This is a genomic window from Acinetobacter sp. AS23 (genome assembly GCF_023612055.1).
In the GTDB taxonomy this organism is placed as follows: Bacteria; Pseudomonadota; Gammaproteobacteria; order Pseudomonadales; family Moraxellaceae; genus Acinetobacter; species Acinetobacter oleivorans.
On the sequence record NZ_CP082274.1, the window covers coordinates 829,702 to 845,547 of the forward strand.

Genomic DNA, 15,846 nt, shown 5'->3' on the forward strand with positions numbered 1-15,846 from the left:
ACGGATGTGGCAGGTAACGTTTCAACGCCGGTAACAGGCACAGTGACTGTTGATGCAACAGCACCAACCCTTGCAATCACGACAGATGACCTTGCACTTGCGGCAGGTGAAGATGCCAACATCAGCTTCACGTTCAGTGAGGCGGTAGCAGGCTTTGATGCAAGCGACATCACAGTGGTAGGCGGTACATTGACTGGCCTGACTACGACTGACAACATCACCTGGACAGCAGTGTTCACACCAGATGGCACAGGCACAGCACCAAGCATTGCCGTGGCTGACGGTAGCTACACTGATGTCTTGGGTAACTTGGGTACAGGCGATGTACTTGATGGTACAGACGGCTTTATCGTTGACCTTGTTGCACCGGTCGTAAGCTTCCCGGATGTATCGACCAACGATACGACTCCTGCGTTGACCGGTACGATCGATGATCCTGCTGCGACTGTGGTAGTGACTGTGGATGGCGTGGATTACCCGGCAACCAACAATGGTGACGGTACCTGGACGCTTGCAGACAATACACTTCCAGTGTTGGCAGATGGCCCGCACACAGTGAGCGTGACTGCAACAGATGTAGCAGGTAACGTTTCAACGCCGGTAACAGGCACAGTGACTGTTGATGCAACAGCACCAACCCTTGCAATCACGACAGATGACCTTGCACTTGCGGCAGGTGAAGATGCCAACATCAGCTTCACGTTCAGTGAGGCGGTAGCAGGCTTTGATGCAAGCGACATCACAGTGGTAGGCGGTACATTGACTGGCCTGACTACGACTGACAACATCACCTGGACAGCAGTGTTCACGCCAGATGGCACAGGCACAGCACCAAGCATTGCCGTGGCTGACGGTAGCTACACTGATGTCTTGGGTAACTTGGGTACAGGCGATGTACTTGATGGTACAGACGGCTTTATCGTTGACCTTGTTGCACCGGTTGTAAGCTTCCCGGATGTATCGACCAACGATACGACTCCTGCGTTGACTGGTACGATCGATGATCCTGCTGCGACTGTGGTAGTGACTGTGGATGGCGTGGATTACCCGGCAACCAACAATGGTGACGGTACTTGGACACTTGCAGACAATACACTTCCAGTGTTGGCAGATGGCCCGCACACAGTGAGCGTGACTGCAACGGATGTGGCAGGTAACGTTTCAACGCCGGTAACAGGCACAGTGACTGTTGATGCAACAGCACCAACCCTTGCAATCACGACAGATGACCTTGCACTTGCGGCAGGTGAAGATGCCAACATCAGCTTCACGTTCAGTGAGGCGGTAGCAGGCTTTGATGCAAGCGACATCACAGTGGTAGGCGGTACATTGACTGGCCTGACTACGACTGACAACATCACCTGGACAGCAGTGTTCACACCAGATGGCACAGGCACAGCACCAAGCATTGCCGTGGCTGACGGTAGCTACACTGATGTCTTGGGTAACTTGGGTACAGGCGATGTACTTGATGGTACAGACGGCTTTATCGTTGACCTTGTTGCACCGGTCGTAAGCTTCCCGGATGTATCGACCAACGATACGACTCCTGCGTTGACCGGTACGATCGATGATCCTGCTGCGACTGTGGTAGTGACTGTGGATGGCGTGGATTACCCGGCAACCAACAATGGTGACGGTACTTGGACACTTGCAGACAATACACTTCCAGTGTTGGCAGATGGCCCGCACACAGTGAGCGTGACTGCAACGGATGTGGCAGGTAACGTTTCAACGCCGGTAACAGGCACAGTGACTGTTGATGCAACAGCACCAACCCTTGCGATCACGACAGATGACCTTGCACTTGCGGCAGGTGAAGATGCCAACATCAGCTTCACGTTCAGTGAGGCGGTAGCAGGCTTTGATGCAAGCGACATCACAGTGGTAGGCGGTACATTGACTGGCCTGACTACGACTGACAACATCACCTGGACAGCAGTGTTCACACCAGATGGCACAGGCACAGCACCAAGCATTGCCGTGGCTGACGGTAGCTACACTGATGTCTTGGGTAACTTGGGTACAGGCGATGTACTTGATGGTACAGACGGCTTTATCGTTGACCTTGTTGCACCGGTCGTAAGCTTCCCGGATGTATCGACCAACGATACGACTCCTGCGTTGACCGGTACGATCGATGATCCTGCTGCGACTGTGGTGGTGACCGTAGATGGTATCAACTACAATGCGACCAACAATGGTGACGGTACTTGGACACTTGCAGACAATACACTTCCAGTGTTGGCAGATGGCCCGCACACAGTGAGCGTGACTGCAACGGATGTGGCAGGTAACGTTTCAACGCCGGTAACAGGCACAGTGACTGTTGATGCAACAGCACCAACCCTTGCAATCACGACAGATGACCTTGCACTTGCGGCAGGTGAAGATGCCAACATCAGCTTCACGTTCAGTGAGGCGGTAGCAGGCTTTGATGCAAGCGACATCACAGTGGTAGGCGGTACATTGACTGGCCTGACTACGACTGACAACATCACTTGGACAGCAGTGTTCACGCCAGATGGCACAGGCACAGCACCAAGCATTACCGTGGCTGATGGTAGCTACACCGATACAGTGGGCAACCCGGGTACAGGTGATGTACTTGATGGTACAGACGGCTTTATCGTTGACCTTGTTGCACCGGTTGTGAGCTTCACAGATGCATCTACCAATGACACGACTCCTGCATTGACCGGTACGATCGATGATCCTGCTGCGACTGTGGTAGTGACTGTGGATGGCGTGGATTACCCAGCCACCAACAATGGTGACGGTACCTGGACGCTTGCAGACAATACACTTCCAGTGTTGGCAGATGGCCCGCACACAGTGAGTGTGACTGCAACAGATGTAGCAGGTAACGTTTCAACGCCGGTAACAGGCACAGTGACTGTTGATGCAACAGCACCAACCCTTGCAATCACGACAGATGACCTTGCACTTGCGGCAGGTGAAGATGCCAACATCAGCTTCACGTTCAGTGAGGCGGTAGCAGGCTTTGATGCAAGCGACATCACAGTGGTAGGCGGTACATTGACTGGCCTGACTACGACTGACAACATCACCTGGACAGCAGTGTTCACACCAGATGGCACAGGCACAGCACCAAGCATTGCCGTGGCTGACGGTAGCTACACTGATGTCTTGGGTAACTTGGGTACAGGCGATGTACTTGATGGTACAGACGGCTTTATCGTTGACCTTGTTGCACCGGTTGTAAGCTTCCCGGATGTATCGACCAACGATACGACTCCTGCGTTGACTGGTACGATCGATGATCCTGCTGCGACTGTGGTGGTGACCGTAGATGGTATCAACTACAATGCGACCAACAATGGTGACGGTACCTGGACGCTTGCAGACAATACACTTCCAGTGTTGGCAGATGGCCCGCACACAGTGAGTGTGACTGCAACAGATGTGGCAGGTAACGTTTCAACGCCGGTAACAGGCACAGTGACTGTTGATGCAACAGCACCAACCCTTGCAATCACGACAGATGACCTTGCACTTGCGGCAGGTGAAGATGCCAACATCAGCTTCACGTTCAGTGAGGCGGTAGCAGGCTTTGATGCAAGCGACATCACAGTGGTAGGCGGTACATTGACTGGCCTGACTACGACTGACAACATCACCTGGACAGCAGTGTTCACACCAGATGGCACAGGCACAGCACCAAGCATTGCCGTGGCTGACGGTAGCTACACTGATGTCTTGGGTAACTTGGGTACAGGCGATGTACTTGATGGTACAGACGGCTTTATCGTTGACCTTGTTGCACCGGTCGTAAGCTTCCCGGATGTATCGACCAACGATACGACTCCTGCGTTGACTGGTACGATCGATGATCCTGCTGCGACTGTGGTGGTGACCGTAGATGGTATCAACTACAATGCGACCAACAATGGTGACGGTACCTGGACGCTTGCAGACAATACACTTCCAGTGTTGGCAGATGGCCCGCACACAGTGAGCGTGACTGCAACAGATGTAGCAGGTAACGTTTCAACGCCGGTAACAGGCACAGTGACTGTTGATGCAACAGCACCAACCCTTGCAATCACGACAGATGACCTTGCACTTGCGGCAGGTGAAGATGCCAACATCAGCTTCACGTTCAGTGAGGCGGTAGCAGGCTTTGATGCAAGCGACATCACAGTGGTAGGCGGTACATTGACTGGCCTGACTACGACTGACAACATCACCTGGACAGCAGTGTTCACACCAGATGGCACAGGCACAGCACCAAGCATTGCCGTGGCTGACGGTAGCTACACTGATGTCTTGGGTAACTTGGGTACAGGCGATGTACTTGATGGTACAGACGGCTTTATCGTTGACCTTGTTGCACCGGTTGTAAGCTTCCCGGATGTATCGACCAACGATACGACTCCTGCGTTGACTGGTACGATCGATGATCCTGCTGCGACTGTGGTAGTGACTGTGGATGGCGTGGATTACCCGGCAACCAACAATGGTGACGGTACTTGGACACTTGCAGACAATACACTTCCAGTGTTGGCAGATGGCCCGCACACAGTGAGCGTGACTGCAACGGATGTGGCAGGTAACGTTTCAACGCCGGTAACAGGCACAGTGACTGTTGATGCAACAGCACCAACCCTTGCAATCACGACAGATGACCTTGCACTTGCGGCAGGTGAAGATGCCAACATCAGCTTCACGTTCAGTGAGGCGGTAGCAGGCTTTGATGCAAGCGACATCACAGTGGTAGGCGGTACATTGACTGGCCTGACTACGACTGACAACATCACCTGGACAGCAGTGTTCACACCAGATGGCACAGGCACAGCACCAAGCATTGCCGTGGCTGACGGTAGCTACACTGATGTCTTGGGTAACTTGGGTACAGGCGATGTACTTGATGGTACAGACGGCTTTATCGTTGACCTTGTTGCACCGGTCGTAAGCTTCCCGGATGTATCGACCAACGATACGACTCCTGCGTTGACCGGTACGATCGATGATCCTGCTGCGACTGTGGTAGTGACTGTGGATGGCGTGGATTACCCGGCAACCAACAATGGTGACGGTACTTGGACACTTGCAGACAATACACTTCCAGTGTTGGCAGATGGCCCGCACACAGTGAGCGTGACTGCAACGGATGTGGCAGGTAACGTTTCAACGCCGGTAACAGGCACAGTGACTGTTGATGCAACAGCACCAACCCTTGCGATCACGACAGATGACCTTGCACTTGCGGCAGGTGAAGATGCCAACATCAGCTTCACGTTCAGTGAGGCGGTAGCAGGCTTTGATGCAAGCGACATCACAGTGGTAGGCGGTACATTGACTGGCCTGACTACGACTGACAACATCACCTGGACAGCAGTGTTCACACCAGATGGCACAGGCACAGCACCAAGCATTGCCGTGGCTGACGGTAGCTACACTGATGTCTTGGGTAACTTGGGTACAGGCGATGTACTTGATGGTACAGACGGCTTTATCGTTGACCTTGTTGCACCGGTCGTAAGCTTCCCGGATGTATCGACCAACGATACGACTCCTGCGTTGACCGGTACGATCGATGATCCTGCTGCGACTGTGGTAGTGACTGTGGATGGCGTGGATTACCCGGCAACCAACAATGGTGACGGTACTTGGACACTTGCAGACAATACACTTCCAGTGTTGGCAGATGGCCCGCACACAGTGAGCGTGACTGCAACAGATGTAGCAGGTAACGTTTCAACGCCGGTAACAGGCACAGTGACTGTTGATGCAACAGCACCAACCCTTGCAATCACGACAGATGACCTTGCACTTGCGGCAGGTGAAGATGCCAACATCAGCTTCACGTTCAGTGAGGCGGTAGCAGGCTTTGATGCAAGCGACATCACAGTGGTAGGCGGTACATTGACTGGCCTGACTACGACTGACAACATCACCTGGACAGCAGTGTTCACACCAGATGGCACAGGCACAGCACCAAGCATTGCCGTGGCTGATGGTAGCTACACTGATGTCTTGGGTAACTTGGGTACAGGCGATGTACTTGATGGTACAGACGGCTTCGTTGTAGACATCGTTCCACCAACGCTTGCGATCACGACTGATGACCTAGCTCTTGCCGCTGGTGAAACAGCGAACATTAGCTTCACATTCAGTGAAGCAGTGACAGGCTTTGATGCGAGTGACATCACAGTGGTAGGCGGTACATTAGGTGCATTGACTACGACTGACAACATTACTTGGACAGCAGTGTTTACACCAGATGGTACAGGCACAGCACCAAGCATTACTGTGGCGGATAATACTTACACAGACCTTGCAGGTAACTTGGGTACAGGTGATGTACTTGATGGTACAGACGGCTTTGTTGTAGACATTGTTCCGCCAACACTTGCGATTACGACTGATGATCTAGCTCTTGCAGCTGGTGAAACAGCGAACATTAGCTTCACATTCAGTGAAGCGGTTACAGGCTTTGATGCGAGTGACATCACAGTGGTAGGCGGTACATTAGGTGCATTAACTACGACTGACAACATTACTTGGACAGCAGTGTTCACACCAGATGGCACAGGTACAGCACCAAGTATTACTGTGGCTGATAATACTTACACAGACTTTGCAGGTAACTTGGGTACAGGCGATGTACTCGATGGTACAGACGGCTTTGTTGTAGACATTGTGCCACCGACGCTTGCGATCAGTGCAACAGACCTGAATCTTGCTCTTGGTGAAAGCACCACCGTAACCTTCACATTCAGTGAAGCAGTAACTGGCTTTGATGCAACAGATGTAACCTTGACAGGTGGTACGCTTACTGGCTTGACCACAGCAGATGGTGGTGTGACCTGGACAGCGACCTTCACTCAAGATGGCAGTGCAACAGCACCGAGCGTTACTGTGGCGGATAATACTTACACAGACCTTGCAGGTAACTTGGGTACAGGTGATGTACTCGATGGTACAGACGGTTTTGTTGTAGATATTGTTCCACCAACGCTTGAGATCACGACTGATGACCTAGCTCTTGCGGCTGGTGAAACAGCGAACATTAGCTTCACATTCAGTGAAGCAGTTACAGGCTTTGATGCAAATGACATCACTCTTATTGGCGGTACGTTGAGTGCATTGGTTACAACTGACAACATCACGTGGACAGCAGTGTTCACACCAGATGGTACAGGCACAGCACCAAGCATTAGTGTGGCTAATGGTACTTATACAGATCTTGCTGGTAACTTGGGTACAGGTGATGTACTCGATGGTACAGACGGCTTTATCGTTGATATTATTGCGCCAGTAGTCGGCTTCACAAATGTAACTACTAATGATGATACGCCACCATTGACTGGTACGATTGATGATCCTACCGCGACTGTTGTAGTGACTGTTGATGGCTTGAACTATAATGCGACCAACAACGGTGACGGTACTTGGACGCTTGCGGACAATACACTTCCTTCATTAATCGATGGTCCACATACTGTAAGTGTAACTGCAACAGATCCTGCGGGTAATGTATCGATTCCTGCAACTGGTACGGTAACGATTAGTTCGTCTAGTATCATTGCCTTTGATAACACTGATACAGCAGTACTTGCACCTCAACCATTGCTTGTACAAGATGATGCAGCTCTAGGTAGCAAAACGTACTTAGCTCTTGTGTCACTTGCTGGACTTGATTTGCAACTTGGTTCTGAAGCGATTGGCTTTACAGTTGGTGCAGGTGATGAAGGTAATGCAACCTTTACGTACAGTGCTTTAATTGGCGTAGATGCATTATCTGATTACTCTCTAGTTCTTCAGAAATTTGATACAGCAACTGGACAATGGACTTCTGTCTATGGTGGTGGCCAAGCAGACATTCTTGACCTTACTTTATTAGGTACAACTCCTAGTGTAGTAATTGATGGTTTAGAAGAAGGTCAATACCGTGCATTCATGACTTATAACGGTCTTCTAGGTATTGGTTTACTTGGTACCTTAACTGGCACAATAGATGTTTATGACACGACGCAAGTAGGTGGATACTACACTGAAGTTGCTGATGGTAACGTCATCACAGAAGTGAATGGTTCAGGTGAAGTAGACATCGTGACCCCAACAACAGTTGTAAGTGCAGTTAACGGTCAACCTGTTGTAGCAGATGGTACGATCATTAATGGTGCTTATGGTACTTTGGAGATAAATCTTGATGGTTCATATATTTATACTCCTACTGCAAGTGCAGCTGGTGTAGGTCAAACAGATGTGTTTGTCTACACATTAACTGATCCTGCAACTGGGGATACTGCTCAAGCAAATCTCAATATTCAATTGAGCTCTGTGAAAGCAGCAGACAACCTAGCAGTGGCTGAAATTAATCCAGAATCGTTGCTTGTTGCAGATGACGTAGCTCTTGGTAGTGCAAGTTACTTAGCAGCAGTTTCTCTCGCTGGTTTGAACTTACAATTATTAGGTGATGCAACCATTGCATTTAATGTGGATGCAGACCGAGAAGGTACAGCTACATTTACCTTCAGTGGACTACTCACTGCGAATGTATTAAGTGACTACTCATTAGTTGTTCAAAAATACGATGCAACTACTGGACAATGGGTATCTATTGGTGGAACTAACCCAGAAGCTTCGCTCATTGATTTATCTCTGATTGGTGGAGTAGCAACTGCTGTAGTGGATGGCTTAGAACCAGGTCAGTACCGTGCATTTATCGGTTATGACGGATTGTTAGGTGTAGGTCTAGGTGGAACATTAACTGGTACGATGGATGTCTATAATCCATACATCGTGGCTGGTTACTCTGTCGAGCCAATTTCTGGCAACGTTATTAAAGATGTTGGTATCAACGGTGCAGTTGATGCTGCAACCCATGACGCTATTATCTCAACAGTTAATGGAAATGCAGTAAGTGCAACTGGTACAACTACGATTGCAGGTACTTACGGTACCTTGGTAATTGATCAAAATGGTAACTACACTTACACACCAAATGCGAATGGACTAAATCTCGGACAAGTTGATGAGTTTACTTATACGTTACTCGATCCAGTTACGGGCAATAGTTCTCAAGCGACTCTATATGTTCACTTGGATAGTGATAGTGTGGATATGACTTGGAACCCTAATGATCCATCTCAACCAGCTGTTATCACAAGCCCAGTTCCTGTTGATGCAATGGATAATGTTGATTCAGCAGCAATTGACATGGTTTATCCAACGACACAACAAGTCTTTGATAATGCAATTAGCTATAACTGGTTACTTGGTGTTGGTGGAGTTGTTATCGGTACTAAACAAGGTACTGCGACATTTACAGTTGACCCAGGCCATATTACTGAAGCAATTATCTCAGTGAACTTTGGTTCAGTTGCAACGATTGTTGATGGTTTACACGTGGTATTAACACGAGTTAATCCAGACGGCACTCGTACAGTAGTAGCGGATAGTGCAGATACAGGAGTGCTTGATTTATTAGGTATCTTTGGTTCTGAAGTGAAATTCAAGGTTGATAACTTAGGTTCTGGTACTTATGAGTTGTTTATGGAGAGCAATACGCTTCTTACAGCTCTAGGTAGTGTCACTGCGGATATTACTTTGAATAATGGTGATATTACTCAAGTACCTAGCTTAGTAGTGGATCCTATCATTGGTAATGTTCTGTCAGATGATAACTCTGCTGTATATGGACCAAACTATACGCCCGATTACATTACGACAACTTCAGTTGTGACTTCGGTAACTTCTGAAAATGGTAATACATCAGCTGTGAGTGTAGGTTCATCAGCAACAATTGTTGGTGCTTATGGTACTTTAACAATTAATGCGGATGGTACTTATAGTTATCAGGCTACAGCTAACACTTTAAATATAGGAAAAGTAGATAGCTTTACCTATACCGTGACAGACCCTGTAACTGGTAGAACAGATACAGCAACATTGCATATCCAAATTGGTTCGCCTGATGTGAATATCACTTGGGATACCGCTAACCCAGGTGTAGATGCGGTAATTCCTGCACCAGTCGCTAACGCGGATACTAATGATGCAACGATCAGCATGAAACAAGTAACTGATGCAGTTGTTGATGTGCCAAGTGGTAACGTATCACTTAGTACATTACCACCAGTTTTAAGCAGTACAGTGACATCGAACCAATTTGTTGTTGCTGCTAATACTGTAACTGATGTACATGTTCAGCTGAATTATTTAGCATCTTTAAGTTTATCTGTTCTACCGACGACTGGTTATAAGATCCAACAGTTTGTTGGTGGAGTATGGGTAGATACAGTTTACTCAGGTTCTTCGACAGCCTTGGCAGGTATACTCGGTGCTCCGGCATTCTCGGCAGATGTGTCTCATTTATCTGCTGGTACTTATAGAGTTGTATTTAGCTTATCTAGTTTGCTTCCAATTGGTAATATGTCACTTGATTCAGTTGTGACTACGAAAACAACTCATCTAGATCAATACACACCTGATGGTTTAACAGATTGGATTCATGGCAATATCTTGGTAGGTGATACTACTGGTGGGGTTGCAGATACTACAGTGGCTTCTCAATTGTATGTTGAAGTTACACCAGGAAACTATCAAATTGCCGCTGGTCAAGCGATTAATACTGGTGAAGGTACCCTCTATCTCTACAATGATGGTTCGTACTACTACAAACCATTAGATAGTGCAGCAAATGCTACGATTGATACGATTAACTACAAACTTGTATCAGTTACGGGCGCTGAATCTGCAAGCACATTAACGATTGATTTGAGTCAAGAATTGAATAGTCTTGCTGTAAGTACAAGTGCGAATGATACGTTTACGCTTGGTAATGGCTCGGATACTTTGATCTACAATACATTGACAGCTGCAAGTGTGAATAGTGCAACTGGTGGTAATGGGGTAGATGTATGGAATGATTTCCATGTAGGTAATACGGCAACTGATACTCAAGCTGACAAGATTGATATTAGTAACTTATTACTTGGCAATCCAAATAGTTTAACCATTGGACAATATGTATCTGTAAGCTATGATGCTGCGACTCAAAACGCTACGATTAGTGTTGATCGTGATGGTTTAGGTCTTACTTATTCAAATACTCAATTGTTGACGATTCATCTAGACGAATCTCGAACTTCATTGACCCTCAATGATCTTCTCAACAATGGTCAAATTATCTATTAATAGATAATTAACCAAATGAAAAAAGAGCCTTCGGGCTCTTTTTTTATGTTTAAACAATACGTTAATCTAGCTTTTAGTTTGTCCGTGCTATGATGTATTGAAAATTTTATAGAACAACAATTAACGAATAGGGACTAAATTCGAGTGACGGCATTTTTAAAATTCCAAAGACAAATGAACCTTTGGTTAGAACAAGTTATTCAGCACGTTCCGAGTCTTAAACAGGATATTATTTTATTTTTATCTTATGGCCCCAAAGACCAAAGATGTAGCGTATGGCACAGTGAGAAAACCAATTTAGAGCAGGCTAAAAAACAATTATTAGATTTTATTAATGACCAATTTGCACAGGCACCACTCGCTGATTATATAAAAATCGATATCGCATATAATTTAATGCAACAGGTCTGGAAAGAAGTAGAACAACAGGTCCACCATCAATTTCACAACAACCACTACCGTAAAGGGATTGGATTTGATGAACACTGTTCAGTAGCTTTTCTCGAACAAGAGATTTATGGAAAAGCAATCATTCGAGGCTTGAGCTACGACAAACCGAATTTTTTTGATGAAACAAATCTGAATTATGCCGTTAAGCAAAAATATAACACTCCAAAACCACAGATTAAATTACAAGAGCTGCAAGACATTTGGACTTTTGATACCTACGCAGCATTTTATGAAAATGAGGAATTTATTAACTTAGCGAGTGGTTATGATGTAAATGGAATTAGAGGAATTTCAAGCAATAAAAAACAGCATTTTCAACATCTAATTGAGCAAAACTCAGAATTTCTGCATGACCAGATTCAAGAAAATGGCAAATTTATATATGGCTATTTTTCTGCTTATGATCGTGACATTCGTAACTACAATACGGTGCGTCACTGTACCTCGGTATATGCCTTACTAGAAGCATTTGAAGTGCAAAGCAAGCCAGAATATTGGCCTAAAATACATGCTGCCATTCACTATGCACTGACCAACTTTTATAAAGAAAAAGACTTAGAAACTGCTTTTATGATTGATGGTAAAGAAGGGGAGTTCGAAATCAAATTAGGTGCGAATGCGGCCGCTATTTTAATGTTAACTAAATATCAAGAAATTACTCAAAAAAATGACTATCAAAAATATGCAGAAAAACTAGCAAATGGTATTTTAAAATTAGTCGATTCAAATGGCTCAACAACTCATGTATTAAATTATCCAGATTATGATTTAAAAGAAAAATTCAGAATTATTTATTATGATGGTGAAGCTGCTTTAGCTTTATTAAGGTTATATCAAATTAATCAAAATTCTATTTTATTAGAAACTGTTAAATTAATGTTTGAATATTTTATTAAAAATAGATATGAAAAATATCATGACCACTGGTTAAGTTATTGTACAAATGAACTCACTAAAATATGCCCCGAAGATAAATATTTTATTTTTGGTTTAAATAATTATTTAAAACATTTTATTTTTATTAAAAATCGAAAAACAACATATGCAACTTTATTAGAAATGCTAATGGCTGCTTATAAAATGGTGAACCGTTTAAAAGAGCAGGGGCGGACAGCACTTTTTGAGCAGGCGTATATGCCTGAGCTTCAAAAGCTAATTGAGTTTAGAGCTGATTTTCAAACTACAGGATTTTTTTATCCGGAAATGGCGATGTATATGGCTCGGCCAGATAAAATTTTACATGCGTTTTATATTCGCCATGATCGTTTTCGAGTACGGATTGATGACCAAGAACACAACTTATCGGGTTACATCGCTTACGTTAAAGATTACAAAGGTGATGAGCCATGAAATATCAGCCTGTTGAAATCAAGTTATTAGCACATATCGATACGACAAGTTTCGATGAAGATTTATGGCAATTCGAATTTGACGATGATATTTCAACACTACTGCTAATCGACTATGCATTAGAGCAATTTCAGCAAAAAAATGTACAAGCTCAAGATGACTATGTTGTCCCTGGACACCTATCTGAGCAATTAGGTCAGCAAAATCTAGGCTTAAAACCTTCGGAACATTACACTTTTACTGATCTATTGCAGTTGCTAATTTTCACCCAAGCAGTAGATGTGAAGGATGCTTTAAGCAATATGCTCTGCGGTACAGATGAGCAAGCCTATTTAATTTTGTCAAAAAGAGCTGCTACTTATAATTTAAATTTGAAAAAAGAAAGTACACAAAACCAGTTAAAACATTTGTTTTTATTAGTTAAAAATATTTATAGCCATCCAGCTGAAATTAGAAAACTTTTCTTTATAAAAGAGCTGAATTTTAAAGGAAAGTTTTATCTACCACAGACTCTATTAATGGCACAGAATGTAGTAGAGGTCTTATATCTTACAAATTCATTTAGAAAAATTTATCTGACGTTCTTTGAGGAAAACCAGACTATCGGTTTCTTTTCTTTCTTAGATGATATTCATCGTGCTGAGCACTTAATTCCTTATTATCACTGTTTTCAAGCACAGACTGTAAGACCTAAAGTTTGCTCTACTCCAAGCGGCATTATTAACATTTTAGGTGATACCTACTTTGGGGAAATCTACACCGAAAAACGTAAGGCTAAAGGGCAAATGGATGCTCTGCAGCAATATGGGTATGACTATCCATTTGATAAAATAAAAGCCTTTTTAGGGGAACATGACCTAAATATTGCTAACTTTGAAGCTGTCTTTGCTTTAGAAACCAAATCTCCTTTAGCACATAAAAAACCATTTATTCTTAAAGCTGATGCCGAACAAACATTAGCAGCGTTCAAAAATATTCACCTTAACCATGTGGTATTGGCAAATAACCATTTAAAAGACTATGGTGATCCTGGGTTAGCTTATACATTACAACAATTTGATCAGGCCAATATTTCTTATATCGGTGCAGGCACAAATCAAAAAGAAGCCCATAACTACTTTGAAATCACTTTTAATAACAAGCATTACACTATTTTTAACGGCTATTGGCACAGAGACACTGCCTATCTAGATTATGATTTTTATGCCTTAGGTCCTAAGAGTGGAGTTGCATGTCTAAATGGGGTTTTGCTTGAACAAATAGGTCGTTATAAGCAGACTAACCCTGAGCATAAAGTTATTGTTATTTCTCATTGGGGTATCGATTTTAAGCCAATTACAAAAGAGCAGAGCAAGCTTGCTGATATTCTGACTCAAGCTGGTGCGGACCTCGTTATCGGTCATGGAGCTCATACCATCCAACCGATTAAAGTGATTAATCAGAAGCCTGTAGTATTTGGTATTGGCAATGCAGTTTTTAATAGCAATGGTGAATATACAGAGCAAAACGCTTTACCGTATGGATGTATAGCACGGCTAGATTTGTCAAAAGATCGACTGCGTTTATATCCGATCTATACCAATAATTTGAAAACATTTTGGCAGTCGTATCTAGTCAATGAAGACGATTTTTCAGAGGCCAGCAGTTATATGACTTCATTACTGACCCCTGAAAATTATTATGCAGCACAAGATGATTTAGGTTTTTACGTCGAAATGAGTTTTTAAAATCTTTATGGATAACGTTGGTAATTTTCTAAAATTGTTTGAAGTTGGACCGGTGTAAAACCTAAATTTCTAAGTCCACCGCTGCCACGTTTACATTCGGCACTCGCCATGATGTTGGTCGGTGTACGTTTTGTAGCATTCGGCGCGCAGACATGTTTTAGTCCGAACACATGTCCCATTTCATGTACGCTACCAGCCTGAATATTATAATTGAGTCGGTTCCAGTCTAATAAAACAAAAGGTTTACCATTATTGCGAAATGCTCTACTTGTTACATCTTCAAATTTCCACTTAGTTGAATAGGCATCATAAATAAAAATGATGACTTCCTTGCTGACAGTTCTTTTAGGAAAACAGGTGTTTACACTGGCAGGAATAGTTTCAGTAGAGATCGGGTAGGGTTGATTGATTTGCTGCTTTAAATCGCAATGTAATTTTGAAAATTCTTCGTAAGGGATATAACGGTGTAATTTGAATTTAAAAATCTTATTATTTTTATCGTCTACATAATATTTGTTTAATATTTTGATTTCTTTACGCATCTGATGATGATTATCAAATTTTGTAGCTTCTGGAGAATTAGTGGTAAAAACGAATGTGACAGGAACGATAGGGCGGCCATCTGTAGAGACTTTAGGTACTTCTCCTAAAGGAATAGGGGGGCGAGTAGTACAAGAAACGCACAGTAAAGTCCCAGTAATCACCAATAATGTTTTTTTCATGCAGATTTCCCTCAAGCCCACCTTGGATTGCATTTAGTTTTAGTCAAAAATTTTTATATGATATGAATTATGTCAATTTTTATGGAGTCCATTTTGACAACTCAGTATGAACTACATCGGCAGATTTTAGAAGTCATTGCTTTGATTCCTTACGGAAAAGTCGCAACTTATGGGCAAGTGGCTCGTATGGCAGGGTTACCTAAACATGCGCGATTAGTGGGCTATGTTTTGAAACATCTTGAAGCGGATCATCAAGTCCCTTGGTATCGGGTTATTAATTCTCAAGGCAAAATTAGCCTAAGTAAATTTAATGACAAAGGTGAAAATGTTCAGCAGTTAAAGCTAGAAGCTGAAGGAGTCTATTTGTTAAACGGTAAAGTAAACTTAAAGCAATTTGCTTGGCAGCCTTAAAGATCCTGAAAAGGCTT

5 protein-coding genes (1 of these 5 only partly in view) are annotated in these 15,846 nt (G+C 44.2%); 4 read left to right on the forward strand and 1 reads right to left on the reverse strand.

The window, feature by feature from the left end; translation table 11 throughout:
- From K6I41_RS03960 to K6I41_RS03970, 3 genes are all read left to right on the forward strand, one after another.
- A protein-coding gene (locus tag K6I41_RS03960; RefSeq protein ID WP_250375238.1) for a BapA/Bap/LapF family large adhesin crosses the window boundary here: on the forward strand, positions 1-11,169 show its end. The gene continues 16,794 nt to the left of window position 1, outside the view; only the last 11,169 of its 27,963 coding nucleotides appear in the window; the start codon falls outside the window, past its left edge; the stop codon is at positions 11,167-11,169.
- A 144-nt stretch (positions 11,170-11,313) separates the two neighbouring features.
- Positions 11,314-12,969 carry a glycoside hydrolase family protein gene (locus K6I41_RS03965; protein WP_250375239.1) on the forward strand — a complete coding sequence of 552 codons (1,656 nt, stop codon included), beginning with the start codon at positions 11,314-11,316 and terminating at the stop codon, positions 12,967-12,969.
- Positions 12,966-14,696 (forward strand): CapA family protein, encoded by a 1,731-nt coding sequence (locus tag K6I41_RS03970; RefSeq protein ID WP_250375240.1) that lies wholly within the window; start codon positions 12,966-12,968, stop codon positions 14,694-14,696. The genes K6I41_RS03965 and K6I41_RS03970 overlap by 4 nt, the downstream gene beginning before the upstream one ends.
- Before the next feature lie 5 nt (positions 14,697-14,701).
- Here K6I41_RS03970 and K6I41_RS03975 read toward each other — a convergent pair whose 3' ends face one another.
- Complete coding sequence (locus K6I41_RS03975) at positions 14,702-15,418, reverse strand: zinc metalloprotease (protein ID WP_199944284.1); 717 nt, start codon at positions 15,416-15,418, stop codon at positions 14,702-14,704.
- Between the two features lie 81 nt (positions 15,419-15,499).
- Here K6I41_RS03975 and K6I41_RS03980 point away from each other — a divergent pair, with 81 nt between their 5' ends.
- Positions 15,500-15,829, forward strand: a complete 330-nt coding sequence (locus K6I41_RS03980; protein WP_081309557.1) for an MGMT family protein — start codon at positions 15,500-15,502, stop codon at positions 15,827-15,829.
- Positions 15,830-15,846 lie beyond the last annotated feature (17 nt).

Excerpts from the sequence above, each read along its gene's own strand:
- K6I41_RS03970 (WP_250375240.1), top strand. The coding sequence starts at position 12,966 with ATGAAATATCAGCCTGTTGAAATCAAGTTATTAGCACATATCGATACG.
- K6I41_RS03975 (WP_199944284.1), bottom strand. The coding sequence starts at position 15,418 with ATGAAAAAAACATTATTGGTGATTACTGGGACTTTACTGTGCGTTTCT.
- K6I41_RS03980 (WP_081309557.1), top strand. The coding sequence starts at position 15,500 with ATGGAGTCCATTTTGACAACTCAGTATGAACTACATCGGCAGATTTTA.